The organism is Actinomycetota bacterium (assembly GCA_030018275.1).
In the GTDB taxonomy this organism is placed as follows: Bacteria; Actinomycetota; Aquicultoria; order Subteraquimicrobiales; family Subteraquimicrobiaceae; genus Subteraquimicrobium.
Genome location: JASEGB010000006.1, coordinates 66,833 through 93,129 on the forward strand (window position 1 = coordinate 66,833; position 26,297 = coordinate 93,129).

At 47.8% G+C, this 26,297-nt stretch carries 29 protein-coding genes and 1 tRNA gene; 22 read left to right on the plus strand and 8 right to left on the minus strand.

Annotated elements, in window-relative coordinates:
• Positions 1-92 precede the first annotated feature (92 nt).
• The 3 genes from obgE (at position 93) to QMD66_03770 (ending at position 3,932) form a co-directional block, all read left to right on the plus strand.
• Positions 93-1,373 (plus strand): GTPase ObgE, encoded by a 1,281-nt coding sequence (obgE, locus tag QMD66_03760; GenBank protein ID MDI6821970.1) that lies wholly within the window; start codon positions 93-95, stop codon positions 1,371-1,373.
• Between the two features lie 106 nt (positions 1,374-1,479).
• The gene (gene proB, locus QMD66_03765; GenBank protein ID MDI6821971.1) at positions 1,480-2,595 is read left to right on the plus strand and encodes a glutamate 5-kinase; all 1,116 of its coding nucleotides are present in this window, start codon (positions 1,480-1,482) and stop codon (positions 2,593-2,595) included.
• A gap of 89 nt (positions 2,596-2,684) precedes the next feature.
• Positions 2,685-3,932, plus strand: a complete 1,248-nt coding sequence (locus QMD66_03770) for a glutamate-5-semialdehyde dehydrogenase (GenBank protein ID MDI6821972.1) — start codon at positions 2,685-2,687, stop codon at positions 3,930-3,932.
• 5 nt (positions 3,933-3,937) lie between these two features.
• Here the strand turns inward: QMD66_03770 and QMD66_03775 are convergent, their stop codons facing one another.
• Positions 3,938-4,141, minus strand: coding sequence for a M28 family peptidase (locus tag QMD66_03775; GenBank protein MDI6821973.1), 204 nt, complete (start codon positions 4,139-4,141; stop codon positions 3,938-3,940).
• 63 nt (positions 4,142-4,204) lie between these two features.
• Between QMD66_03775 and QMD66_03780 the strand changes: the two genes are divergently transcribed.
• The 12 genes from QMD66_03780 to QMD66_03835 all read left to right on the plus strand — a co-directional run bounded on the left by QMD66_03780 (position 4,205) and on the right by QMD66_03835 (position 10,847).
• On the plus strand, positions 4,205-4,507 hold the full coding sequence (locus QMD66_03780) for a hypothetical protein (GenBank protein MDI6821974.1): 303 nt from the start codon (positions 4,205-4,207) through the stop codon (positions 4,505-4,507).
• Positions 4,508-4,543: 36 nt separating this feature from the next.
• On the plus strand, positions 4,544-4,909 hold the full coding sequence (locus tag QMD66_03785) for a hypothetical protein (protein MDI6821975.1): 366 nt from the start codon (positions 4,544-4,546) through the stop codon (positions 4,907-4,909).
• A complete protein-coding gene (gene nadD / locus QMD66_03790) occupies positions 4,902-5,558 on the plus strand; it encodes a nicotinate-nucleotide adenylyltransferase (GenBank protein MDI6821976.1) in 657 nt (218 codons plus the stop codon). The genes QMD66_03785 and nadD overlap by 8 nt, the downstream gene beginning before the upstream one ends.
• Before the next feature lie 19 nt (positions 5,559-5,577).
• Positions 5,578-6,612 (plus strand): LCP family protein, encoded by a 1,035-nt coding sequence (locus QMD66_03795; protein ID MDI6821977.1) that lies wholly within the window; start codon positions 5,578-5,580, stop codon positions 6,610-6,612.
• A gap of 58 nt (positions 6,613-6,670) precedes the next feature.
• Positions 6,671-7,048 carry a ribosome silencing factor gene (gene rsfS, locus QMD66_03800; GenBank protein ID MDI6821978.1) on the plus strand — a complete coding sequence of 126 codons (378 nt, stop codon included), beginning with the start codon at positions 6,671-6,673 and terminating at the stop codon, positions 7,046-7,048.
• Positions 7,049-7,295: 247 nt separating this feature from the next.
• Complete coding sequence (locus tag QMD66_03805; protein ID MDI6821979.1) at positions 7,296-7,577, plus strand: HD domain-containing phosphohydrolase; 282 nt, start codon at positions 7,296-7,298, stop codon at positions 7,575-7,577.
• A 176-nt stretch (positions 7,578-7,753) separates the two neighbouring features.
• A complete protein-coding gene (locus tag QMD66_03810) occupies positions 7,754-8,197 on the plus strand; it encodes a hypothetical protein (GenBank protein ID MDI6821980.1) in 444 nt (147 codons plus the stop codon).
• Between the two features lie 67 nt (positions 8,198-8,264).
• On the plus strand, positions 8,265-8,564 hold the full coding sequence (locus QMD66_03815; GenBank protein MDI6821981.1) for an MTH1187 family thiamine-binding protein: 300 nt from the start codon (positions 8,265-8,267) through the stop codon (positions 8,562-8,564).
• A gap of 99 nt (positions 8,565-8,663) precedes the next feature.
• A complete protein-coding gene (locus QMD66_03820; protein MDI6821982.1) occupies positions 8,664-8,924 on the plus strand; it encodes a type II toxin-antitoxin system HicB family antitoxin in 261 nt (86 codons plus the stop codon).
• Positions 8,924-9,367, plus strand: coding sequence for a type II toxin-antitoxin system VapC family toxin (locus tag QMD66_03825; GenBank protein MDI6821983.1), 444 nt, complete (start codon positions 8,924-8,926; stop codon positions 9,365-9,367). Before QMD66_03820 ends, QMD66_03825 begins: the two co-directional genes overlap by 1 nt.
• Before the next feature lie 425 nt (positions 9,368-9,792).
• On the plus strand, positions 9,793-10,215 hold the full coding sequence (locus tag QMD66_03830) for a hypothetical protein (GenBank protein MDI6821984.1): 423 nt from the start codon (positions 9,793-9,795) through the stop codon (positions 10,213-10,215).
• 557 nt (positions 10,216-10,772) lie between these two features.
• Positions 10,773-10,847, plus strand: a tRNA-Ala gene (locus QMD66_03835).
• A 64-nt stretch (positions 10,848-10,911) separates the two neighbouring features.
• Here QMD66_03835 and QMD66_03840 read toward each other — a convergent pair.
• Positions 10,912-12,267, minus strand: a complete 1,356-nt coding sequence (locus QMD66_03840) for an MBL fold metallo-hydrolase (GenBank protein ID MDI6821985.1) — start codon at positions 12,265-12,267, stop codon at positions 10,912-10,914.
• 164 nt (positions 12,268-12,431) lie between these two features.
• Here QMD66_03840 and QMD66_03845 point away from each other — a divergent pair, with 164 nt between their 5' ends.
• Positions 12,432-13,082: a hypothetical protein gene (locus tag QMD66_03845; protein MDI6821986.1), complete on the plus strand. Its 651-nt coding sequence runs from the start codon at positions 12,432-12,434 to the stop codon at positions 13,080-13,082.
• A gap of 6 nt (positions 13,083-13,088) precedes the next feature.
• Here QMD66_03845 and pknB read toward each other — a convergent pair whose 3' ends face one another.
• The 6 genes from pknB to rodA form a co-directional block, all read right to left on the minus strand.
• Complete coding sequence (gene pknB / locus QMD66_03850) at positions 13,089-14,891, minus strand: Stk1 family PASTA domain-containing Ser/Thr kinase (GenBank protein ID MDI6821987.1); 1,803 nt, start codon at positions 14,889-14,891, stop codon at positions 13,089-13,091.
• A 337-nt stretch (positions 14,892-15,228) separates the two neighbouring features.
• The gene (locus QMD66_03855) at positions 15,229-16,689 is read right to left on the minus strand and encodes a penicillin-binding transpeptidase domain-containing protein (GenBank protein ID MDI6821988.1); all 1,461 of its coding nucleotides are present in this window, start codon (positions 16,687-16,689) and stop codon (positions 15,229-15,231) included.
• Positions 16,682-17,959 (minus strand): FtsW/RodA/SpoVE family cell cycle protein, encoded by a 1,278-nt coding sequence (locus QMD66_03860; GenBank protein MDI6821989.1) that lies wholly within the window; start codon positions 17,957-17,959, stop codon positions 16,682-16,684. The genes QMD66_03855 and QMD66_03860 overlap by 8 nt, the downstream gene beginning before the upstream one ends.
• Complete coding sequence (locus tag QMD66_03865; protein MDI6821990.1) at positions 17,926-19,839, minus strand: TIGR03960 family B12-binding radical SAM protein; 1,914 nt, start codon at positions 19,837-19,839, stop codon at positions 17,926-17,928. The genes QMD66_03860 and QMD66_03865 overlap by 34 nt, the downstream gene beginning before the upstream one ends.
• Entirely contained in the window at positions 19,836-20,690 is an 855-nt protein-coding gene (locus QMD66_03870) for a hypothetical protein (protein ID MDI6821991.1), read from the minus strand. Before QMD66_03870 ends, QMD66_03865 begins: the two co-directional genes overlap by 4 nt.
• 23 nt (positions 20,691-20,713) lie before the next feature.
• On the minus strand, positions 20,714-21,814 hold the full coding sequence (gene rodA / locus QMD66_03875; protein MDI6821992.1) for a rod shape-determining protein RodA: 1,101 nt from the start codon (positions 21,812-21,814) through the stop codon (positions 20,714-20,716).
• Between the two features lie 422 nt (positions 21,815-22,236).
• Here rodA and pyrF point away from each other — a divergent pair, with 422 nt between their 5' ends.
• The 6 genes from pyrF (at position 22,237) to coaBC (ending at position 26,100) form a co-directional block, all read left to right on the plus strand.
• The gene (pyrF, locus tag QMD66_03880; protein MDI6821993.1) at positions 22,237-22,977 is read left to right on the plus strand and encodes an orotidine-5'-phosphate decarboxylase; all 741 of its coding nucleotides are present in this window, start codon (positions 22,237-22,239) and stop codon (positions 22,975-22,977) included.
• On the plus strand, positions 22,974-23,549 hold the full coding sequence (pyrE, locus tag QMD66_03885) for an orotate phosphoribosyltransferase (GenBank protein MDI6821994.1): 576 nt from the start codon (positions 22,974-22,976) through the stop codon (positions 23,547-23,549). The genes pyrF and pyrE overlap by 4 nt, the downstream gene beginning before the upstream one ends.
• A 97-nt stretch (positions 23,550-23,646) precedes the next feature.
• On the plus strand, positions 23,647-23,955 hold the full coding sequence (gene mihF / locus QMD66_03890) for an integration host factor, actinobacterial type (protein MDI6821995.1): 309 nt from the start codon (positions 23,647-23,649) through the stop codon (positions 23,953-23,955).
• 12 nt (positions 23,956-23,967) lie between these two features.
• Positions 23,968-24,561, plus strand: coding sequence for a guanylate kinase (gene gmk / locus QMD66_03895; GenBank protein MDI6821996.1), 594 nt, complete (start codon positions 23,968-23,970; stop codon positions 24,559-24,561).
• Positions 24,536-24,784 carry a DNA-directed RNA polymerase subunit omega gene (gene rpoZ, locus QMD66_03900; protein ID MDI6821997.1) on the plus strand — a complete coding sequence of 83 codons (249 nt, stop codon included), beginning with the start codon at positions 24,536-24,538 and terminating at the stop codon, positions 24,782-24,784. The genes gmk and rpoZ overlap by 26 nt, the downstream gene beginning before the upstream one ends.
• A gap of 113 nt (positions 24,785-24,897) precedes the next feature.
• Positions 24,898-26,100, plus strand: coding sequence for a bifunctional phosphopantothenoylcysteine decarboxylase/phosphopantothenate--cysteine ligase CoaBC (coaBC, locus tag QMD66_03905; protein MDI6821998.1), 1,203 nt, complete (start codon positions 24,898-24,900; stop codon positions 26,098-26,100).
• Positions 26,101-26,297: the final 197 nt, after the last annotated feature.

Genomic DNA, 26,297 nt, shown 5'->3' on the forward strand with positions numbered 1-26,297 from the left:
GGTATGACCATCGGTTCTTTATAAGGTCATTCTGATTTCTTATAACCTGGGTCGTTATTTTTTATGCTGAAAAATAGGGGGCATTCAAAGGCGTGGCGACCTTCATCGACGAAGCTCGAATTTTCGTCAAAGGTGGTAAGGGTGGAAATGGTTGCGTGAGTTTCAGGAGGGAAAAGTTTGCTCCCAAAGGCGGTCCCGATGGTGGCGATGGGGGCCGGGGTGGCGATGTCATTTTAAGAGTCGTCAGATCCCTGCGCACGCTCATGGATTTCCACTACCAGCACTATTTTAAAGCCGAGGACGGAAGGCATGGTCGAGGAAGTAATAAACATGGCCGAAGCGGGAAGGATTTAATCTTAAGGGTTCCCCCAGGCACAATGATCAAGGATGAAGAAGGGAAAGTCCTTTGTGACCTGGTTGAAGATGGAGAGGAGTTCATCATCGCCAGGGGCGGTCAGGGAGGACGGGGCAATGCCAGATTTGTAACCTCTGTAAGACAAGCTCCATCCTTTGCCGAGAAGGGGGAACCGGGGGGAGAACGCTGGATTTCCTTGGAGCTAAAACTCCTCGCTGACGTGGGGTTAATTGGCTATCCCAATGTGGGCAAATCCACCATCATCGGCAGGGTATCCGCTGCAAAACCAAAGGTAGCGGACTATCCATTCACCACACGGGTTCCCCATCTGGGAGTCGTCAGTTTATCCGATGGAAGGGACTTCGTTGTGGCCGACATTCCTGGATTGATTGAAGGGGCACATAAAGGTGCCGGACTCGGTCATGCATTTTTGAGGCACATCGACAGGAGTGCAATCCTCGTCCACGTTCTCGACCTCTCGGGAATCGAGGGGAGGGATCCCATTTCGGATTTTGAAACCGTTCAAAGGGAGCTTAAACTATACAAGCCATCTCTCGCGAAGCGTCCACAAATAGTCACCGGAAACAAACTCGATCTTCCATCCGCTAAAGGAAATTTACCCCGCGCCATCCAATATTTTAAGGAGAAATATCAATTCTTTCCCATCTCAGCCGCCACTGGAGAAGGGATAAAGGAGCTGCTATATGCAATCGCCGAGAAGCTTGAAGAAGTGAAACGAACCAAGCGTCGAAGAAAAGCAGCTGTACATAGGGTTTTGAGTTTCCAAGAGGATGAAAGGGAACTCTTGATCTCAAGGGAGGAAGGAGTCTTCCTGGTGAGGGGGAAGGCCATAGAGCGACAGGTGGCCATGACCGATTTCGATAACGAAGAAGCAGTCGCTTATCTGCAGCAAAGATTCAGGGAAATCGGGTTGGAGGATGCACTCAAAAAGGCGGGGGCGAAGGAAGGCGATGCCATAAAGATCGGCTCCATGGTGTTTGACTTCCGTCCCTCCTAACATATAAATTAGTGGGAAAGCAACACTTTTTAATGAAAAATTCAACACTCAGCTTCTGAGCCACGGAGCTAATCAAATCTAAATGAGGTGGATACCATGAAAAGGAATGATTACCTTCCGTAGGGTTCACAGGATCGTGGTCAAGGTCGGGACCAGTGTAATAACCACGCCATCGGGAAGACTCGATTTCATTCAGCTATCGAATCTCGTCGACCAGATGGCGGAATTGAAGAAAAGGGGATATGAGCTTCTTCTGGTTTCCTCCGGTGCCATTGCCGCCGGCGTTGAGGGTTTGGGTCTGGACGCACGACCAACAACCATCCCCGAGCTCCAGGCGGCGGCTTCAGTGGGGCAGGGTCTCCTGCTTCAGCAATATACCAATCTATTCGATAAACATGGGATAAAGGTGGGGCAGGTCCTTTTAACCCAGTACGATACCACCCAGCGTCGTCATTATCTTAATGCCCGAAATACTCTGCAAAAACTCCTGGAGCTGGAGACCATTCCCATCATCAATGAGAACGACACCACCGCCGTGGATGAGATTAAATTCGGAGATAACGATACCTTGGCGGCTCTCGTCTCCAATTTGGTCGAGGCCGATCTGCTGATAGCTCTCACCGATACTGAAGGTCTATATACGAGGGATCCCCATAAGACAACGGAGGCCAAGCTCTTGCAGGAGGTTGAGGAAATCACCCCCGAAGTAGAAGCTCTTGCTGGTGGAGCGGGAACGAGGTTTGGCTCCGGGGGAATGGTCACCAAAATCCAGGCAGCCAAGATAGTGACCTTCGCTCAAAGCGGAATGATAATCGCTCATGGCAAAAGACCCCGCGTGCTCCTGGATATCATGGATTATAAACCCGTGGGAACATTCTTCGTCCCGGGAAAGAAAAAGGTCGAGAGCCGCAAGCTCTGGATAGCATTCGGCAGGATAGCCAGGGGCACGGTGATGGTGGATGAGGGAGCGAAGGATGCCCTGCTCAAAAGGGGTAAAAGCCTTCTCCCCGCCGGTATCACAAAATGTGACGGGGATTTCGGCGTGGGAGACGCTGTAAACATCGTGGATAAAGAGGGAACCGTCTTCGCTAAGGGTTTGACCAATTTTAGCCTACAGGAGCTCAATCGAATAAAAGGACTAAAGAGCAAAGAGGTCTCGGCGATACTACCTGATGCCAGCGAGGAGGTAGTCCACCGAGACTGCCTCGTCATCCTCAAATAGTTCGGAGTAAGGAGTTTGGAGTTGGTAGTAAAATTCATAAACTCCTAACTCCCAACTAATAAACTCCCGACTGGTAAGGAGGTTAACTAATGAGTGAGGTTCAGGAACTGGGCGAGAAGGCGAAGGAAGCCGCCTTCAAGCTCGCCTCCATTTCCACAGAGGTAAAAAATGGGGCACTGCACGCAATGGCTGATGCTTTACTCAAAGAGAGCTCAAAAATTCTGGAAGCCAACCAAAAGGATATCGAGGTTGGGAAGGAGAAGAAAATCAGCTCCGCTTTGATGGATCGTCTTCTTTTGAATACATCCCGAATAGAGGAGATGGCTCAGGGCTTAAGAGATGTCGCCGCGCTAAAGGATCCTGTGGGAGAGATAGTTCGAGGCTGGCGCGTCCCCAATGGTCTTTTGATAACGCAAGTTAGGGTACCACTTGGTGTCGTGGCCATGATCTACGAAGCTCGTCCAAACGTCACCGTGGATGCCGCGGGTTTGTGCATTAAAACGGGCAATGCGGTCATCTTAAGGGGCGGTTCTCTGGCCATAAATTCCAATCTGGCTTTGACGAGGATCATATCCGACGCTTCCACCTCTGCGGGATTGCCCGAAAATTCCATCCAATCAGTATCCACAACCGCTCGGGAGGCGGCAACCGAGCTCATGAAGCTCAATGAATATGTGGATGTGTTGATTCCCAGGGGTGGAGCCTCCCTCATCCGGACGGTTATCGAGACGGCAACCGTTCCCGTGATCGAAACCGGCGTGGGAAATTGCCACATCTACGTGGATGCCGATGCCGATTTATCCATGGCCATGAAGATAGTAATAAATGCCAAGTGTCAGCGTCCAGGCGTTTGCAATGCTGCGGAAACCCTCTTGGTACACAAGGATGTAGCCGAAGAATTTCTACCTAAAATTGTCGACGAGCTGCGAGGTCGAGAAGTCATTATCTATGGCTGTCCTAAAACGCAGTCCCTGTGCCGAGACGTGGAAGCGGCAAGCGAGGAGGATTGGCACACCGAGTACCTCGATCTGAAGCTCGCGGTGAAGATCGTGGACTCCTTGGATGAAGCCATCGCCCACATCCAGAAATATGGCACCAAGCATTCTGAGGCCATCATCACCAGAAATTACGATGCCGCCAGGAGATTTACCGAGGAAATAGATGCCGCTGCCGTTTACGTCAATGCCTCCACCCGATTTACCGACGGCGGGCAATTCGGCATGGGTGCCGAGATCGGAATTAGCACTCAAAAGCTACACGCCAGGGGTCCCATGGCTTTAGAGGCCCTTACCTCCACAAAGTTCGTGGTCTACGGTACTGGTCAAGTACGACAATAATTGGTTCACAGTTTGCCTTCCTCCAGATTTAGCAGGAATTCCAAGAGCGTTTTCCCCGTGATCTCGATATTTTCCGATTTTATCCTGTCGAAGGTATCCTTTGGTGTGTGATAATATGGATCCTTCCCCCATTCCACTATTGCGGAAGGAATTCCCTTCTTCTCGAAGGGTTTATGATCGCTTAACCCTTTGCTTTTGTCCCACTCCAACCATATCTATTGAGATCATTCCCACAATTTGACCTCTTTCGGTGGGGAGAGGAAATTTACGAAGTGGCGGGATTCATAGTGATGATGATCTATATTTCGATCGATCATCTCCTCAGCGCCGAAGGCAACGAAGTCGATTTAATCGCTGGTTTTACTTTCTCGGCGGGCTTAGGTCCGCAAGAGGTGATCAGACACAGGATTAAGACCAATACTAAGCCAATTTTTGCGATTTTTTATTCGGGTTTGACTCATTTAACATGGATATCCTCTTTCATTTTGTCCAGTCTAGTATATTTTCTTCGAGGCATTTTAGTAAAGTGGGAATTAAATTTCATTGAACTTTTTCTTTCGATGGGAAAAGATTAAAATGACATTTAGGCGAAGCAACCGCAGGAGATATGAATGGATAGAAAGTGGCTAGGTGTGGCCATAGGTGCTTTGTTTCTGCTTTCGATGCTATTTTATGCCCGATTTGAGGTAAAATGGCTACGAGTGGGGGGCAATCATTTAGAAATCGCACGTAACTATCTAAGGATAGGGGACAACTACATCCGCATGAGCAGAAAATACATGCACAGCATCCTTTATCCCGGCAATTTCTTGAGCGACAGTGAGATTTATCTCGAACGGGGCCAAGACTATCAGAAAGAGGTCGAAGTAGAGTCTCGTCCTTCGTCGGATTTTTCAGATAATCGTTTTATTGGAAGGATTTCAATATCTTTGAAGGAAAATTTGGAAAGAATCGTGAAAGGTGTGGGGGATGAATAAGGGGAAAGGGAAGAAGCTCCACATTGGGATTATGGGTGGCACCTTCAACCCCATCCATCATGGACATCTGGTCACGGCTCAGGAAGCTCTCGAGCAGTTTAAATTGGATGAGATCATTTTCATGCCCTGTGGTCAGCCTCCCCACAAGAGGGATGAGGAGATAATTCCCGCGGAGGAGAGATATTTGATGACGGTCATTGCCACCGCCTCGAACCCCCGCTTCACCGTGTCCAGGATGGAAATCGAGAGGAAGGGTCCCTCCTACACCATCGATACCATCAAGGAGTTAAGGACGATTTATGGGGAGGATACCGAGATCTTCTTCATCACCGGAGCCGATGCCATCCTGGAGATATTGACCTGGAAAGATGCGGAGAAACTTTACGATCTGTGTAGCTTCATCGCCGCCACCCGCCCCGGTTATTGTCTCGAGAAATTCAAGGAGATACACGTAATCCCGGAGGGAAAGAAGGAGAGGGAAAAGCCCAAAGTCTATTTCATGGAAATTCCCGCCCTGGCCATCTCCTCTACGGATATCCGCAGAAGGGTCAGGGAAGGAAAACCCATAAAATACCTTGTTCCCGATGGAGTAGCCAGGTACATCCAAAAATGCGGATTTTATAGAGGACGAAAGGCAAAAGAGCCGTAATCTTAGCAAAGAGGCCATTATGTCCATAGGTTACAGAAGCAGAAGGAAATCCGAGGAATCCATGGGCTACAGGACGCGCCAGAGACTTTTGAGGGGCTGGCGAAGAAGACGACGGATTAAGATAGTCCTTGGAATTTTCCTCTTTCTCGCTCTGATTTCCTTTGGAGCCCTCTTTTGGCTAAAGGGTCCCGCCATTTTATCTCTTTTATTCCGAGGGAAAGAAAAAGTTCGGGTCTCTCCCTTGCCCAAACCTGTGAGGGTCACCTTTCTGATCATCGGGGCGCAAAAGACCGATTCTGGGGAGCAGGTTCTCGGTTTGATATTGATGTCCTTCGATCCCAAGGAAAAGAAGATAAGCGGTTTTTCTATTCCACCTGAAACCTTCGTCGAGGTCCCGGGTCATGGATTTGAAAAGATATCCGAGGCATTGACCTCTGGAATCCCCATCCTTTCGGCGTCGGTCGGGAATTTCCTGGGCATAAGCGCTGATCACTATCTGAAATTGGATCATCTGGATTTTGAGAGAATTGTAAAGGCGGGGAGACTTAACAAGGCTTTTGACAGGGTGAAGGAGAGCGATTTAAATCAAATGGAGTGTTCAAGGTGGTCCAAGATTTTGGCTAAAGTCCCACGCTCCAAGATAAACATCGTTCCCCTTCCTGTGAAACCGATCTCCGTTGGTCAGGAAACCTACTTTGAGCCCCAGAAGGATGAAATAGAACATTTGGTGAAGGTACTCTTTGGAAGGGAGAAGAGAAGGAGAGCGATAAGGGTCATAGTCCTCAATGGATGCGGAGAGCCAGGGGTGGCTGGTGAGGTGGCTCAGAAGTTAATCGAGAACGGGTATAAGGTCGTTCAGACCAAGAATGCCGAGAGCTTTGATTTCAAGAAAACCCAGATAATAATCTATCGAGGGGATAAAAGTTCCGCGGAGAGGGTAAAGGATTTGCTTGGTGTCGGAGTCATCGTATCCAAAAGGCTCCCACAGGATCTCGCGGATATAGCCATAATCGTGGGTAAAGATTATAAGCAGCAACCCGTCGATGGTCCATAACCAGTTTTTAATATTATGACTTACCGGCTCCCATTCCCGACTACAGACTAACGGGGGTATGCCTTTGAAATCCAGGGAGTTAGCGAGACTTATCGCAAGAGCAGCTGCAGAGAAAAAGGCTGAAGATATCATCGTTTTAGACATCGGCAAGCTCCTGATAATCACGGATTATTTCGTCATATGTAGTGGGAAAACCACGCGCCACGTGAAGACCATCTTCGAAAACATCCAGAGGAAATTGGATGAGAAAGCGGTAAGACCCTTGGGAGTGGAAGGACAGGGCGAAGCCTACTGGATACTTTTGGACTGTGGCGATGTTGTCGCCCATATCTTCACCCAGAAAGAGAGGGATTATTATCAACTGGAGAGGTTGTGGAAGGACGCCCCCCAACTCAACTGGGACGAATCCCCCAAAAGAAGAACATCCAAACCCTAAGTACCTCATCATTCTCAAATTCTCGCGAATTCAAGAATGGCCAATGCAATAACTTACCACCTTTCTTCCTCTTGTCCAATCAACAACAAAAGGTTAATAATGGGGGTAATCCTGTGGCTAAACGCTGTGGCGAGCGCCACTGCTTGTTCACTAGCCCTTCTTGCTGTTTTTCGGAATCAAACCAGTAAATTGTCGATAGCATTATGGATGAAATAAGCGCTGATAGTAAGCCTTCTCGCATTCCATAGTGCACCACGAACATTATGATGGAAGTGGTTATCCCATGGGACTGAGGGGAGATAACATTCCCTTAGGCTCTAGGATACTTGCTGTAGCCGATGCTTTTGAGGCTATGACCGCCGATCGTCCTTACAGAGAGGCTTTAGGCTTTGAGAGAGCTATAACCGAGCTAAAAAATAACGCTGGTAGTCAATTTGATCCACGCATAATAGAGGCTTTCATCGACTTAATCAAGAGTGATAAGTCTAGCAAAAGGATTGAGAAAATCAAGAAAACAATTGAAGGCTAAGGTCCATACCTAAGCCAGTTTCTTCCAGCAAAACCTTTCTTTTGTGCAAATTAAATTTTCAGCCAGGATTCCTCCGAGCTTTATCATATAAATAAGAAGTTAACTTTTTACCGATATATTTTTCGAGAAATCCTTTTGGATCAGTTATTAGAATTAGATTACAGGGCGGGGAGAAGATGAACGAACTGGAGATCAAGCGCCTCATTCTGCGAAAGATGGATGTTTTTCGTTCGGTGCTACCCCAAGTCTCACTGCGCTTCTTCAGTCGGAAGAGCTATCTTCTCTGGGCGAGGACCATACCCCAGGTTCAGGAGGAGATCCAACTCGGATGGTACGAGAATTTCGAGGCTGAATTCAAGGAGCCCGTATTGGCCCTGCGAGAGGAGAAAATTGTCGGTGCCTGTCCCTCTCTCTTCGTCGAGCTTTTGAAAGGTGAGCCGCCACAAATTCACCGCTTATTTGTGGAAGGTGCTTTTTTAAGTCGGCTTCTTCTATTCCTCGTTCCCGGGACTGGCTGGAAGGCCGAGGAGCAGGTGCGTAAGATGATGCGAAGGCATTTCCCACTCCTGCTCGCTGCGACCGAGGCCGTCCGCGGAACTGGTCCACTCAAAAAGAAATAAGAATTGAAGCGAGGAGGAAGATATCTGGGATAAAATTTCTTAAAAAACTCATTGGGAGGGAAGCGATATGGCTTTGATGCAGATAAGTGTGATTCCCATCGGGACGCCGACCCCAAGTATCGGTGATTACATCGCGGAAGTGGTCAAGGTACTCGATCGAGAAGGGGCAAGGTATGAACTCACCGATATGGGAACGATAATCGAGGCGGGAACGGATGAGCTCTTCACACTGGCCAGGGAACTCCATGAGGTACCATTCACGAAGGGAATCCAAAGGGTGGTAACGACCATCGAGATCGACGATCGCAGGGACAAGAAGGTTGGAATGGGCGATAAGGTAAGATCGGTCATGGCGAGGATAAAATAGGGATAGAGGATACAGGATACAATGTGATACTTACTTAAGTAGAGATTTAAGTATTGACTATGGTGTGGATTAAATATAGAATGTGTGTGGAGGCGAAAAATGATGTTGAAGATAAACATTACCATACCCGCTGGTTTCTTAAAGAAAATAGACAGGACAGCCAAGGAGGAGCATCTAAGCCGAAGCGAGTTTTTAAGAAAAGCTGTTGAAGCATACTGGGAATCCCAAAGGACAAAGCAGGCCGAAAAGAAGCGAACTCAGAACATAAGGGAAGCCATGGAGATTCAAAGCCGCTTGCGCAAGAAAGCGGGTAAGTGGGATGGCGTAGCCGAGATTCGAAGGTGGAGAGAGGCACACTAATGTATACCTCCTCAACTCTTTATGTAATCGATGCCTCGGTTGCGATCAAGTGGTTTTCCCATGTAAATGAAGCGGACATAGAACAGGCACTTAAACTGCAGGAACTTCATCTCTGGAAAGAATGCTTGCTCATCGCCCCGGATATTCTGGTTTATGAGATAATAAATGCTTTAAGGTATAATCCCAATTTTGAACAGGATGATACGAATCTCGCTCTTTTGAGTCTACTAAAGATGGAACTTGAGTTAATAAAGCCAGATGAGGATTTACTCAAGAGAGCGATTAAATTAGCTTATAATAAAGACACCACTATTTACGATGCTTCTTATATTGCTTTAGCGCAAAAGAAAGGGTGCTTACTCATTACAGCCGATGGCAAGTTTTTTACAAAGATTCAGGATTTGCCTCAAGCCATTTTATTGAAGGATTTAAGCCTGGAATAAAATTCGAAGGAACCCAACTAGCCACTTCGGTTTCGACCTACTTTATTGTATTTTTAGTGGCCCTTTGGGTCCTTCTTTGGGGGAATAGCAGGCCACTCCGACTCCAACAAAGATGACCAAAATGAAGACCATGATCAGAAATTTCTTCATTTTACCTCCCCCATTTATTCTAAAGCCGTTTGAATGAGTCGCTTTAGACCAGCGTTTCCCGATTTTCAAGCGGATTTCCATACACGTTGCATTCTATGGTGAGTTTTTCATCACCGAGAAAGATTAACCTCCTTCAGATGGTGTATTCTAGAGGTAATATCGTCCGATTTTTATCCCAGCTTGAATGGTATATTTTGTAGGTTTTGGGTAAAAGAGCCGGAGAAAGTTATGTTATAATTTTTTAGAAGGGAAACTGAAAGGGAGGAAATAAAGAAATGGGCTCCAGGAATACCTTTTTAGTCATCGTTCTTATCGCGGTGATGATTTATGCTGCGACCTCATGGGCGCTGGCTCAGACGCAAATCGATGCTGTCACACGTGAACATGTTCTTGCCAGTGCTACGGAGGGTGGACCCGGAACAACACATGAACCGGAAGCAAAAGAAGCACATGAAGAACATGAGGAAACACACAAAAAGGAGGCACATGGACAACCAGAAGCCGGAGAACAGGGAGCAGAAGAACACGAAACAGCGGGACATGGAACAGCTGAACACGGGGGAGAACATGAAGCCACCCCCACCGGATGGTTATTATCCTTCTCAGATATTTTCCTCTTGGGCATGATAGTAATTATGTTGATAGTGATTAGCAAGGGATTGGGAATGTGGGGAGCAAAGCGCGAGGCGAAGGACTAGAGCTGAGCGGCTTACTCGTAAATGACCACGGTGAAGATTTGCTCCATAGTTTCCACATCCACAACTCCGATATCAAATTGGGGTCAGACCTTGATACCCTAATTTACCAGCCATGATAAATCCTTAATTGGACTATTAACGAGTTTGGTTTACACATATATTTAAGGGAGGGGTAAGTGTTAAGAAAGTGTCGGAGCCTCGCTCATGAAAACTTTAAAACATACTCACACTTTTGTAGCGAGGCGAGACCCGAACGGCCCCGAAGGACTCGTTTCACTCGCCAACGGGGTAAACGGCCGTAACCGCGCCTGCCCCGTAGACGCGACAGCGTTCTTCGGGGTATTTTCGGAGCACTTCACCCCGACCATGGTGTTAACCCATCTTGTTAATAATACATCTTAATTCCAATTTTTACTTCGCAGCCACAAGGCTAGTCGGGGGTGATGATTCGGGCCACTCCACAATTTTATCAGACTACATTCCGCTGGGAAATCACATGGACCCCAATTTGACTTTATTCGAGGTCGTTTATATAATTTATGCTGCAATATATATTTGGGGATGTAGCTCAGAGGGAGAGCGCCTCCTTGGCGTGGAGGAGGTCGCGGGTTCAAGTCCCGCCATCTCCACCAATAAGATAATAACAGTTATTTTCCAAGATGAGTCCAGAATTGCTGGGCTCCTCTTAATTTTTGGTTAAATTTGGTATTCTTGGGCGGGTTCGGGGCACAAGGTCTTAATGTTCAGATCCCTTATGAACTGCTGATAAAGCTTCGGTCTTTCGGTGTGGATGAGATAGACCTTCTTCGGAGCTATTTGGGATATCGTCTCCTTGAGCTCGAGAGGTGCAGCGTGCCCTGAAGCATGGATGTTGTACAGGGGGATTCCGTAGTATTCCATCCAATTCAAGAGCTTTTTGAAATCGATCTCCATTTCCTCATTGAAGGGTTCGCTCTGAGAGAGGATAAAAATGGTTCCCGACTCCGGCTGGATGTCGCACATCTCGTTCATATCGTAAAAGGTCGCCGAGAGGACTATTTCATCCTGAGCTTGGCTTAAATCCGCACTTTCAACCACGCTTGAATAGGTTTCCAGGAGTCTTTTCTCCCAGAATCGTGGACTCTTTTTCTGTCTGGCGAAGATGAGGATATCGGGATCGTGTAGATTGAAGATGGATAAACCCCTGTCGTGCTTTAGGGCTTCGATGAGATATGCCTGTTTTGTGGACAGGGCGAGCTTTCTCCCATTTGCCTTCGCAACCTCGTAAAAGGTTCTCAATCTATCGATATCCACAGGAGAAAAACTTGCTATGACCAGGGCCTTCGTCTGGGCTACTATTCCTGCGGTTTTATCCTTTACTTCTTCCTCGGAGGAAACTTTCCCCTCACCCACATTGGTTCCCTCGATGATCAAGGCATCGGCTTTTGAAACCTTTGCCTTTTCTATGAACTCGAAGCTCATATCAGCTCTCGTGCCGTGAAGTCGAAAATCGCCGGTATACACGATGGTGCCTCCACTGGTTCGGATTATGAAGCCATAGGCACCCGGCACGGAGTGATCGACGTGAATTGGCTCAATTTCGATGGAACCTATATTTACGATGTCCCCGGTTCTGAAGGTCTCAAATTTCTTGAAAATCTCCTCTCCTCGTTGCGCGGTGAGATTGGCGATGCAATAATTACTCGACCCCGTCCGACTAGTGAATTCCCTGGTCACGATGATGGTCTTTGTGGTCTCTCCGCAATAAATGGGAATCTCGTCTTTTATGTATCGGGTGTAGTCCATGTGGTCAATGTGGGGATGGGAGAGGAGAATCCCGGCGGTATCTCTCATCCCTTCATCGTTTTTGTACAGACCTTCAATGGATGGCAAAATCCCCAGGGCTAAAAGGTGCTTTTCCTCCCTGGGCTCCAAGTAAGGTGCGTCATAATATTGCCTTTCCCGTTCAAAATTCTTTCCGAAGTCTAAGAATATCTCCGTGTCTTGATCCTTGAGCAAAATTTTATTTCCCCCGACCTCGCCAATTCCACCATAGAATTTGAGGATGGTCACTCCAATCACCTCTGAAAGCTAGCTTTTATGCCCTCTTCATTATAAATCATTTGGCCTTTCCAATCCGCTCCAAAATTTTGGGCATCGATCCCGTTGCTCCTAAAGCTTTTGCCCCATCTGTCGATGAGATTGAAGGGGACGATTTTTCGCCCCCAGGTGCAAAAATGGGGAAACTGAGAAAGAGTAGACCGTTCACCTTGTTCTTAACACTCGTTCTTTTAACCGGGATGAGTCTTGCCCTGGCCAACCCCGGGCAGCATCTGGAATCAAAATTCGACTCTCCATCTCAAAATCCGCTCGTAAATTCATTCTTCGAGCCTCCCAGGGAAAGAAACTATAAAACCGATATGGAATTGGCGGTGGAGAGATATCTGGCGAGAAAAGCTGAAGAGGCCCGAAGGGCAGAAGAGGCAAGAAGGGCGGAAGAGGCACGAACGGCGGAAGAAGCGAAAGAGCGGGAAATTACCAAAACTTCGAGCAAAATTATCGGGAAGACGGGGCCCAAAGCTTCGGGACAAAAGGCAAGTGCGCGAACAGTTCAAAGTACAGTCACCGATCCCATCGCAATGAAACAGGCTCAAGCGAATCGCATTCTTGCTTCGTTAATCGCAAAATATCCCATTTTGCAAGGTTCGACGGTGCACATCCGACCCTGCCCCAATGGTTGGCAGGGATGTTGCTGGTATAAAAGGGGAGAGATTTGGGTCGATCCAAACCACCATGCTTCACTTTCTGATATAATTCAGCATGAATGCATGCATATCATAGACTGGCGAGAGGATGGGGACATAGACCATAACGACTATTGGGAGTAATTATCCCTATGGTTCCTCTCCTACCCAGATGGTGACCGTCGATCTCTTTCTCGCCCGCTCACCACCTTTCGGACTTTGAGCTACCACCTTACCCCAACCCTCTGGGCTGGAGACGCCTTCTTTGACCAGGACTATAAAACCGAGGTTTTCCAACTCGCTTTCAGCGATGCTTTCATCCTTTCCCACCACATCGGGAACGGTAACCATCATCGGGCCGGTGCTCACCACCACTTTGACTACCGATCCCCTTTTGACCTCGCTTCCGGGCTGGGGCGATTGTCTTATTATTCTCCCCCTTTCAACCTCATCGCTCGATTCTTCGGTCTTTGTCATTTTCAATTTTGCCTGACTTATAAGTACAGCGGCTTCCTCCTGTGTTCTATTTATCACATCGGGGACTTCGACTTCTTCTATCCCCAGACTCACCACCAGGTTTACCTTCGTGCCCTTGGTCACCTTTTTATCTCCCTTGGGGTCCTGATCGATGACCTTATCTTCGGGTATCTTGTTATGGTGTCTTCTCTGGATTTTGCCAACTTCCAAACCCGCTTTTGCCAGAAGATAGGTTGCCTGAGCCTCCGTGCGCCCCACTACTTCGGGCACGGAGATTAGTCTTTTACCTTTGCTCGCGATTACCTTAATGGTCTCCCCCTCCCTTACTTTCCGACCGGGACGGGGATACTGATCGATTATGCCTCCGTTAGCTATGGTATCGCTATACCTCCACTCCGCGACCTTCAACTTGAGACCCTCCCTCGTCAATATTTGTTTGGCCTGGGAGATGGTTTTGCCCTCCAGATCTGGAACGGGGATCCTGGGCGCAAGGGCATAAAAACCCCAGGCTGCAGCGAGGGAAAATGCCAATAATATGGCCAATATCCAGACAGCCCAGGCGATCCATCTCCTCCTACGCACTTCTTTTTCCACGGGAGGAGAGACGGGACGGGGCAGCACTATGGTCTCCCCTTCAGATGAGGTAACGGTTGCCTTGACCGGCAAACCCTGGGCACATCGCGCCAAATCCTCTCGCATCTCCTGAGCGGACTGGTAGCGATCGCTGGGATGTTTCGATAACGCTTTCAATACCACGGCTTCGAGGGACTCGGGAATATCGGAATTTATACTTCGGGGGGAGGGTGGCGACTCGTGGGTATGTTTTAAGGCGATGGCAACTGGGCTTTCTCCCTCGAAGGGGACACTGCCCGTGAGCATCTCAAATAAAACTATCCCAAGGGAGTAGATATCTGAAGCTATGGTGGCCGGGGCACCATGCGCTTGCTCTGGGGAGATATAATGCGCTGTTCCCAGGATGGTTCCGGTTTGAGTCATGGTGGAGGTTCCCGCCCGAGCGATCCCAAAATCGGTCACCTTGACCTCTCCCTCGGTTGTAATGATGATGTTGTGAGGCTTTATATCCCTGTGGATTATATCGTGTTTGTGGGCAAATCGGAGTGCTGAGCAGACCTGGCGGGCGATGTCGACGGCAATATCGAAGGGAAGAGCTCCTCTATCTGTGATTATCTGTTTGAGACTCCTTCCCTCAAGGTACTCCATGACGATGAAGTAGGTACCGTCTTCGCTTCCCCAATCATGGACATTGACGATGTTGGGATGATTCAGACCCGCCGCCGCTTGCGCTTCCCTTCGAAAGCGAGCCACGAAGTTTTCTTCCTGAGCGAATTGGGGGTGTAGGACTTTTAAGGCAACGGTGCGGTGGAGTACCCCATCATAAGCCTTGTACACATCGGCCATCCCGCCGCTGCCAATCTTCTCGATGATCTCGTATCGTCCTCCGAATACTTTCTTCATTTCCTGGCTCTCCCAGCAAATCCGGCCTTTTCGAGAAAGGTTACAGACCTAAAGGTCTGTTTCTACTTTGGTGTTCAAATTCTATGTTTCAATGATAACACTATAATCACTCCGTTGATAAAAATAAATACTGTATATACCCTGTATAATTTCAGAAAGTAGTTTGAAACCTTAAGCCCAAATCCTAAATTCGAAATCCTAAACAAATTCAAAATCCAAATTTTCAAAACATTAGGTTCACCGTTCACCGTTAGTTCGTTCACCGTTCACCGCTCACCGTAACTCTCGCCCGTTTTTTGGCAAAAAGAGCTGCCTCAGGCATTTATGTCTACCCTATTTATCTATCATATTTATTCTTAAGGGCTGCGGATATGATCTGCTTTGCTATGGGTGCAGCGACTCGACCGCCGGTTGCCTCACTGCCCAAACTCCCTCCATTTTCAACTATCACCGCTACGGCGATCTGCGGATCATCGGCTGGGGCGAAGCAAACGAACCAAGCGTGAGGTGCCCCCTTAGCCACCTGTGCCGTCCCTGTTTTACCCGCCACGGAGATGTCCTTAAGTCTGGCTCCCCTTCCCGTACCCGATTCCACGACCTGCTTCATGAGTTCGGTCAAGGTCGATGCAGTCTTTGGTGATATCGGTCGAAGCCACTCCTCGCCGTGGAAACGCCGCAAAATCTTTCCGCTGTAGTCCCTGATCTCTTTGACGACATATGGTCTCATGATCACACCTTGGTTGGCGATGCCCCCGGCGACCAAGGTCATTTGAAGAGGAGTCAGGCGGACATCCTTCTGACCTATGGCGCTCATTGCCGTCCCCGGCGGGTCAATTTCGGCGGACTGAGGGATTTTGCTTTCTACCACCGGCAATTCGAAGGGAACCTTGAGGTTTATCCCAAATCCTTCGGCGTAATTCACCAGCTTTTTTGCTCCCAGCTTCAAGCCGATCTCTCCGAAGGTATTATTGCAGGATAATTCGAGTGCGTGGGCGAAGTCGATCTTCCCATGAGATTTCCCACCAAAGTCGCGCAGGGTGTGTCTGGTCAAGGGAAGCGTGAGTCTACCCGTGCACGTAAACTGGGTTGATGGTTCGACCAGTCCCGTTTCAAGAGCCGCGGAGGCTGTGACGAGCTTAAAAGCAGAACCTGGGGGGTACAACTCCTGCAGAGCTCGATTGAGGAGGGGCTTTGCCTCGTCTTGAATGAGTTCGTTCCAGGCTTGGGTTTCCCTCTCAATATTTAGGCTGGCAAGGGGATTTGGATCGTATGAGGGATTTGAGACCATCGCCAGGATCTCACCTGTTTTTGGATTTAAGACGACCACCGCTCCCCTTTGGTCACCCATGGCTTTGGCGGTCACATTCTGAAGGCGAGAATCGATGGTCAAGATCAGCGTATGTCCCGCTTTTTCCTCCCCCATGAGATAGCTCAGATAATCCTGGAAGGAGGAGATTTCCTTCTTACCCAAGAGATGGTCGTTGAAGGCTGCCTCCAAACCGCTCCTTCCGTAACGCAGGCTGTAATACCCGGTTAACGGAGCGAAGATTTTCCCCTGGGGATAGATGCGTTGATATCTTCGATTCACGCGGGCCTTTTTGCTCTCCGCCAGGACTTGACCGTCTGAGCTCAAAATTGCTCCCCTGGCTATGGCCAACTCTCTTTCCATCCCCCGGATGTTTCTGGGATGGGAGGCTATCCTCTGAGCCGCAAAGACCTGGAGATAGGTGAGGTTCATACATAGAACTATGAAAGCCAATGAAAAAAGCAAGATGAGGTGGCGAATGTATTTATTCATATCTCTTCCCTCGACTGGATTCGTTGGAGATAGAGAGGAGCAGTCCCACCAAGATGAAGTTTGAGAGGATGGAGCTCCCTCCATAGCTCACGAAGGGAAGGGTAACCCCCGTTAGGGGGATGAGTCTCGTTACCCCTCCGATGATCACGAGGGTCTGAAGGGCAAGAACCAGTGTTAATCCCGCCGCCATGAGTTTACCGAATTCATCCTCACAGGTTAAAGCGATCTTAAATCCTCTGGGGATGAACAGGAGGTAAGCCAGGATAATCCCGAATCCCCCTGCAAGCCCCAACTCCTCACAGAGGGCGGAGAAGATAAAATCGGTGTGGACTGCGGGGATGCGGGTGGGATAACCCAATCCCAATCCAGAGCCGAAGACTCCACCACTGGCGATGGCGAAGAGAGACTGGACTATCTGGTACCCCTTTCCCTCGATATCTTTCCAGGGATTGAGCCATATATCTATCCTTGTCTGTACGTGGCCGAAGAGGTAGTAACAGCTCGTTGCACCCAACATGAATAGCAGTATGCCCACGACCACATAGGCTTTTCTTCCCGTGGCCGCATAAAGCATGCCCAAAAATAGTCCCAAGAATAGAAGGGATGAGCCCAAATCCTTCTCAAAGACCAAGATACTCAAGGAGATTATCCACATGATGAGCAGAGGACCGAAATGTCTGAATCCGGGTACATTCATTCGAAGAAATCGACGGGCGCCCGTCGAGAGTAGCTCTCTTTTCTCCTCGAGATAAGCCGCAAAGAAGACGGCCAAAAGTATCTTGGCTATTTCTGAAGGCTGGAAGGATAGGGGACCGAATTTAAGCCATAATCTGGCTCCATATCTCTCATATCCGAAGAAGATTGGGGAAAGGAGCAACATTAGCCCCAACAGAGCGCAGGAGTACTTGTAATTTTTGAGCATTTTATAATCTTTGAGGAGAATGAGGAGGTTAATTAAGACGAATGCGGAAAGCAAAACCCATAAGGATTGGAAGCCCGCAAGCCCAGGCTTCAATCTATAAATCATGGTCACCCCGGTGAAGGTCAACAGCGCCATGATGGGAATGAGGATGGGATCGGCAAAGGGCACCAATTTCCTTGCGGACAGGTGGATTGCGATGAAGATGAAGGCTAGAGCACCGGCGAATGTGAACGCCTCTCGAGGGGCGGCTCCGCAAGAGAGGAGAAGCGAGGCGAAACCCGCGAGTACCAGGAGAAAGGTTAGGAGGAGTGCGCCTATTTCTTGATTTCTTCTCTGTGCAAGGTGCATAATTTCTCCCTTTCGAGCACCGGTTTTAGCTTGAATGTTTGGCAAACTCCGCATTCGGAGCACGGACCTGTTCGACAATCCTCAGTGGGAGTTTGGCTCAAGGCCCTTTGATATTCATTCCATAAGTATTCCTTGTTCACCACGGAATTTATGTGATCCCAGGGGAAGACCTCGTCACGGGAGCGCTCTCTATGGGCGTAAAAATTGAGGGAGACACCACTCTCTTCAAAGGCTTTTAGCCATTTATCGAAGTTGAATTGCTCAGTCCAGGCATCAAATCTGCAGCCTATCTTAAAGGCCCTTTCGATGACCTTGGATAATCTTCTATCACCTCTGGCCAAAGCGGCCTCCAGAACACTCAATTTGGGATCCTGCCATTTCAGGAGGATGTATCTGCTTTGGAGGTTTTTCCTTAAGAATTCGATCTTTTTCTCGAGTTCAGGGAGGGGATTCTGGGCAACCCATTGAAAGGGCGTGTGCGATTTTGGAACGAAGGAGGCTACGCTCAAGGCGACCTTAATCCTATTCCATTCCCTTTTGGGAACCACAGAGAGCCCGATGTCCACTATCTTATGGGTGAGATCGACTATTCCCTGAAGATCTCCTTGGGTTTCGGTGGGTAGACCTATCATGAAATAGAGTTTTAACTTCCTCCAGCCCGATTCAAAGACATCTTTCACGGTGGCTAAGAGATCTTCCTCGGTGAGGCACTTATTTATCGCATCCCGGAGGCGTTGGGTTCCCGCCTCAGGGGCGAATGTGAGTCCCGTCTTCTTTACCCTTTGAATCTGACTCGCTAGTTCCACGGAGAAGGTATCCAACCGAAGGGAGGGGAGGGAGATGGAGATTCCCTTTTGTGAGTGGTTGTCCATGAGCTTCCTTAAAAGTGGTTGGATGAGACTATAGTCGCTGGAGCTTAGGGAGACCAAGGATATCTCCTCATAACCCGTCTCCCGCAGCAGATCATTCGCCGCCCTGAGGATGAGTTTATGTGAACGCTCCCTCACCGGTCGGTAGATTATGCCCGCTTGGCAGAAGCGGCATCCCCTGGTGCAGCCCCTCATCACCTCCAGGGAGCATCTATCGTGGACGACATCCACATAGGGGACAAGGGGGAGCATGGGAAATTTGACATCGTTCAGATCCTTGACCGTCCGCTTTGAGACTCTTTTGGGGATGCCTCTGCAGTTGGGCTGGATTTTTTTTACCTGACCGGAGGGGTAGTATTCCACATCATAAAACCGGGGGACATAAATCCCTTCAATTCCCGCCAATCTTTTCAAAAGTTCCCTGCGCTCTGCCAACTGTCCCTTTCGACCCTCGACCCTCGACCCTTGACCTTTCTTATATTCCTCCACGAGCTCAAGGATGACCTCCTCGCCATCCCCGATCACGAACAGGTCGAAGAAGGGAGCAAGAGGTTCCGGGTTGAAGGCACAAGGACCTCCCGCAATGACCAGAGGATATCTTTCATCACGATCGGTTGCGTAAGGGGGAATTCCCGCCAAATCGAGGACATTGAGGATGTTTGTGTAGGTCATCTCATATTGAAGAGAGAAACCCAGGATGTCGAGGGAAATTAGAGGTGTGCGAGATTCAAGGGCAAAGAGGGGAATCCTCTTTTTTCGCAGAACCTCTTCCATATCTATCCAAGGTGCATAAGCTCTCTCCGCGACCACATCGTTTTCGTCATTTAAAATCTCGTAAAGGATTTGTAGACCCAGGTTGGGTAGGCCTACCTCATAGGTGTCGGGATAGATTAGTGCGATCTTGAGATCGACCTCATGGTGTGGTTTGTGCACTGCATTCCATTCGCCATCTATATATCTTGCGGGCCTTTGAACCAGCGGGAGTATCTTCTCCAGGGAATCACTTTTCACCCACGATCACCTTCGAAATATTTCTTTGCTAGCCTCCCCAATGCCACCGTGCCTCCGTAGGCCACTCCACCCTTGATTATCCATCCCGGACCTGGTAGGAGGTCGAGGAGTTGTCGAGCCAAGGCTCTAAAGGTAAACCCCGCCCCCACAACCGCCAGCAGCTCCTTACATCGAGCCAATGTAAGTTTCTCACCATGAATGGCCGCGATTTTGAGGACCATCCTTATCTGATTTGCGGTGAGGATGGGCATATCGGAGCCCGGGAGTATGGTTATCCCTCCAATGAGGGCATTTTTTGCGGCTGTTTCCCTGATCACCTTCTCTATAGCCGCTTTTCTGAAGGAAGGCAGTCTTGATGCCAGGGCGATTTCTTTGTTGCATCGATCCAGAATCTTCTGTATCAAGGTTCGTATCCCTAGACCCCTTTTGATGGATATGGAGACGATTCTCGTCGGTGATATTTCCAAAAATTGTTTGATTCGCTCATGGAATTCTTCAAAGCCAGATGCATCGAAATCGTCTACGACAATGAGGAAAGGTTTCTTGAGTTCTGCCAGGCAGACGACAAAAGCCAGGGTATCTACATCAAATTGCTGGGTCATATCCAGCAAAATCAGGGCAAAATCTATCGCACATGCCTCTTCTATCAGTTCCTCGGTCGATTTTCTATCAAGTGTTAAGGTTTTAAAGATTGCCCTCTGTTCATTGGTGGGTGCAAGCTCTTCGATGAGCCCGGTGGCATCGACCCCCTCCCTTCCGGCGACAAGGATGTTTACGTCCCTGGAGGCCTCCTTCCTCACCTGCCTTAGGGCTTTGGCGATTTTTCTCGTTTTGGTGGGTAACTTGACCAAAGTAACCTCCTTGAACATTTTGGCTACTTGAACCTTCGGGCATAGATATTGAGAAGTAGACCGGTGGCGATCAAATTGGTGATCATCGAGCTCCCTCCGTAACTGATGAAGGGAAGGGGGATACCGGTGATGGGCATGATTCCCAAGTTCATTCCCACATTGACCAGAATTTGAAAGAGCCACATGGAAACGACACCGATGGCCATCAACGTTCCAAATAGATTCCTGGCCGTGGTGGCGATCCTTATCCCCCTGGCGATTATGACGGAATATAAACCGAGAAGGATAGCCGCACCTAGGAATCCCAGTTCCTCCCCGATCACGGCGAAGATGAAATCGGTGTGGTGTGCCGGAACGAATCTCAAATTGGTTTGACTCCCCGAGAATAACCCCTTACCGAAGAACCCCCCAGAACCGATGGCGATTTTCGATTGGAGGAGGTGATAACCGGCGCCTAAAGGATCTATATCCGGGTTCAAGTATACGATCAGACGCTTCATTTGGTAATCTTTGAGTAAGTTGAAGTGTATTATGAGGAAGCAAATGAGAACGCCGATGGCGATAATGATCACATAGTTCCTGAGTGAAGTCCCCGCCACCAGGAGCATCCCCATAAGTATGGCCACCAAAACGAGAGCAGTCCCCAAATCAGGCTGCTTAAAAATTAGGATAAGTGGTAGTGCAATATGGGCAAAGGCCAGGGATAGGTCTTTTGCTGAGGTTATCTCTCCCCTTCTGCTGGCCAGGAAGGCAGATAGGGTGATGATGAGCATGGCTTTGGCGAATTCCGAAGGTTGGAAGAGAAAGAAACCAATGGGTATCCACCTCTGGGCTCCCAACGGTGAACGTCCCACGAAGAAAAGGGAGGTCAGCAAAATTATGTTGAGAATATAAATGGGTATAGTATAAGGGCGTAGCCAATTATAGTCCAGGCAGGATATAGTCACCACGACTAAAATACCCAAGATAACCCAGGTGATCTGCCTTTTTAGATAGTAATATGGATCCTGTGTCTCTTGGGGATAAGTGGCACTATAAACCATGAGGGTTCCATAGCAAACCAGAGCAATTACCGCAAGTATTAAAATGAAGTCGACTCGTCGCACGAGCTTGACCAAATCCACCTGCAAACACCTTCTTATAACAATACTAACCCTGGACATAATTCGTTCACAGGAGTTTCTTCAGCATTTCGTGCTGTTTATCCAGGTCAATGCAAAATGCAAAAATAAAAAATAAAATACACAAATCAAAATGCAAATATTTTAAAACCTCCAAATTTTGGCAAATTTAGTTTTCAAATTTATTCTTTATTGGAATATATGTGTCAGTTAAGTTAGTCAACTGAGTTGTTCTCAAATTCTTAAGAATTTGAGAATAGGCTGGTCAAAGAACCAATAAAGTTTTTTGCCAAACTAGTTTAAACATTTTGAATTTTGGATTGTCATTTTGCATCTTTAACTTTGAATTTTGAATTTGAGATGAGCTTAATCTCGATATATATTACTGTGAACGGTGAACCAGGTTAAGGTGGGTTATGGTTTCAATGACGAGGGACGAGGGACGAGGAACGAGGAACCCATTGATATTAGCCCTTGACGTTTCCAGCAGAGAAGAGGCCATTCGACTTTGCCACGCTTTAAGCGATAAGGTTGATATCTTTAAAGTTGGTTTACAGTTATTCCTAGCTTGTGGACCGGGTATCGTGCACATCGTCCATGCTTTGGGTGGGAAGGTATTCCTAGATCTTAAGTTCTTTGATGTCCCTAACCAGGTATCGAACTCCTGTCGAGAGATTGTGCGGATGGGTGTGGAGATGTTTACCCTCCATACCCTCGGCGGATTTAAAATGATGAGGGAAGCCGCCACGGTTACCAGGAAAATGGCAACGGAATTAGAGGTAAAAGCTCCCATCATCTTAGGAGTCACCATTCTAACGAGCCTTGACCAGCGAGAGCTACAAGCACTGGGAACATCGGACAAAATCACATCTCAAGTCGTGCGTTTAGCATCCTTAGCTAAGGATGCGGGACTTGATGGAGTTGTCGCATCCCCCCTTGAGATATCCGCAATTCGGAAAGCTCTTGGGGAAGATATTATCATCGTAACTCCGGGTGTACGTCCGAAATGGGCTGTTTATGGTGACCAAAAGCGCGTTCTAACACCCATGGAAGCCATGGAGTTGGGAGCCTCCTATATCGTAGTGGGTAGGCCAATCATTCAATCGAGCGATCCGGTGCAGGCAGCATCTCAAATCCTAATGGAGATAGGGGGATTGTCCTCTTGATCCCGGAAGAAGTGCTCAAAATCTTGGGGGAGAAGGATGCCATCCTGAGGGGTCATTTTCAACTATCCTCGGGGCGCCACAGTGATACTTATCTTCAGTGTGCCATGGTATGTCAATATCCCGATGTAACCAACGCCCTTGCAAGGGAGCTCGCCATTCCCTATCAAAGGAGTGAAGTGGATGTGGTAATAACACCCGCCATCGGTGGAATCATCCTGGGTTACGCCATGGCTCAAATTTTGGGTTGTCGAATGGTATTCGCTGAAAGAGAGGGGAGAAAGTTGTCTCTTCGGCGTGGTTTTTCGATTAAAGCGGGTGAAAAAGTACTTGTGGTTGAGGATGTAGTGACCACGGGAGGAACCATTAAAGAGATAATTGATGTAGTCAAAGGATATGGGGGGGAAGTCGTAGGTGTGGCAAGCTTAATCGATCGAAGTGAGGACGAGGTGTTCGAAAAACCCCTTCACTCTCTCGTTAGAATAAAAATTGAATCTTATTCTTCTGAAGATTGTCCCCTGTGTAAGAGGGGAATTCCCATCTCCATACCTGGTAGCTGTGGAATAATTAAATAAAAATTGAAATTTTGTTGAAGTTTTTGTTGCCATTTACCTGTCTTCTTTTGTATAATGACTTCTGAACTGCAAGCCTTTTTGGAAAAGGGGGAGTAAAATGCCACTACCGAGACTTTCCGACGCCGAGAGAAGAGCCGCTTTGAGAAAAGCCGGTGTGATAAGGCAGCAAAGAGCGCAACTCAAAAGAAAACTGAAGCAGGGAGAAACCACGCTAGTTGAAATTTTGAACAAATCTTCAGATCCCGTCGTAGCAAGGATGAAAGTTAGTAGTTTGATCGAGTCGCTTCCCAAAGTGGGAAAGGCCCGCAGCCAGAAGATCATGAAGGAGATAGGTATAAGCGCTTCTCGCAGGGTACAAGGTTTGGGTTCTAAGCAGCGTGAGCGTTTGATCAATATGCTCACCTAATTAGAGGTGTTAATGGAAATAAAGAGTAAATTATTTGTTATCTCTGGGCCATCGGGAGCCGGGAAGGGAACTTTGGTAACGAAGCTCCTTAAACGGCTCCCTGATCTTCATTTCTCAATTTCTTTAACTACGCGAAAACCCCGTTCAGGTGAATTACCTGGAATCGATTATCATTTCGTCTCTGAGGAAGAATTCCTCAAGAAAATAGAATCTAATGAGTTTCTAGAATGGGCTAAAGTTCATGATCATTATTACGGGACATTATATGAACCCATTAAAAGAAATTTAAAGGCGGGCAAAGATGTGATTCTTGAGATCGATGTTCAAGGAGCTTTGCAGGTAAAGAAGAAGGTACCGGATTCAATTCTCATCTTCATCTCTCCTCCCTCCGTTGAGGAGCTGAAAACCAGACTCCAAGGGAGGAAGACGGAAACGGAAAAAGCGATGGAAGTTCGAATCCAGGATGCCTTACGCGAGCTGAAGCAGGCTAAAAAATATGATTATGAGGTAATCAATGACGAGGTGGACAAAGCCACAGGGGAATTGATAAAAATCATTCAGTCTGAGAGGGGAGGGACAAATGGTACTTGTTTATCCCAAAATTGATGATTTATTAAAGAAGGTTGATAACAAGTACACACTGACCATAACTGCTGCCAAAAGAGCGCGGCAGATAAATGAATATCTAAATGCCATCCGCAGACAGGAATTGACTAGGGTAAGACCTCCTCAAATTGAAGCCATCACCAATAAACCCCTTAGCGTTGCCCTCCGAGAAATAGCCGAAGGAAAGATCAGCTACGAACGCGCTGTAAATGGTATTAAATAGTCACCGTTCCCGGTCGCCGGTAAAATCAGATTCCCTGCCTGTCGGCAGACATGGGATTTTCCCAGCGGACTAGAGACAGATGTTGGTACATTCATTAATTTCTAGGGGAAAAGATGTTAAAGGGCAAAACAGTTGTTTTGGGCGTGACCGGTTCCATTGCTGCCTACAAATCGGTTGAGATTGCAAGGGAACTCATCAAGCAGGAAGCAAGGGTTAAAGTCATCATGACCGATGCGGCTACCCATTTCGTTAACCCCTTGACCTTCGAAACCATCACCGGGCAACCTGTAATAACCTCTCTCTTTCGTCCTGAGTTCAGGGGGAAGATCCATCATATTTCCCTTGCTGAGGAAGCCGATTTAATCTTGGTCGCTCCTGCCACCGCCAATATCCTGGCAAAAGCCGCCCATGGAATCGCCGATGATATGTTGTCCACAACCTTGTTATCCGCCACTTGTACCATCATTTTTGCCCCGGCCATGAATACTAGGATGTATCTCAATCCGGTAACTCAGGAGAATATAAAATTGCTTAAGAAAAGGGGGTTTCGGATCATTGAACCGGAAAGGGGAGGGCTTGCCTGTGGTGAAGAGGATCTCGGGAGACTTGCCAGCATTGATAAGATCGTGGATACCGTTAAGTCTGAGCTGATAAAGGAGATGGATCTGCAAGGGAAAATCATTATCGTGACCGCGGGCGGGACCCAGGAACCCTTTGATCCCATCCGATACATTGGAAATCGTTCCTCGGGTAAGATGGGTTATGCCATTGCCGAAGCCGCTTGGGGGAGAGGAGCCCATGTGATCCTGATTAGTGCTCCTGCTCAGCTTGAACCCCCTCGCGGAATCGAGACGATTCATATTAGAACCGCCATGGAGATGCAGGAAGCCGTTCTGAAATATTTTGACCGAGCGGATGCTGTGATCAAAACCGCCGCGGTTACAGACTTTAGACCAACTGTTTTCCATCCCCATAAAATCAAGAGGGATCGACAAAGGATAACTCTGGAATTGGAAGGGAATCCTGACATCCTTGAAGAATTGGGTAAACGAAAGAGGAATCAAATTCTTATAGGGTTTGCCGCCGAATCCGAGAATTTGGTGGAAAATGCCAAACAAAAGTTGAAAAAGAAAAATCTGGACTTCATCGTGGCAAATGATATCACCAAGGTTGGATCAGGTTTTGAAGAGGATGTTAACGAGGTCATCATCATAGACGCTGAGGGAAAAGTAGAATCATTCCCGCCTCTTTTCAAAGGGAAGATAGCCGAAATGGTCATAGATAGATTGATAACCCTCCTCAAGAGTAGAGCTTAAAAACCTCTTCATAAGCATTAAATGTAATGTGTATTAGTTTGGCAAATTTCTAGATAACAGTTTTATCTGCATAAGTACTTGTCTTCCGTGGTAAATGCAAAAATCAAAAATAAAAATCACAAATAAAAATGTAAATTTAAACTGGACTATTAACAAGTCAAGTTGACACTTTCTGACACTTCTGACACTTTCGGTTT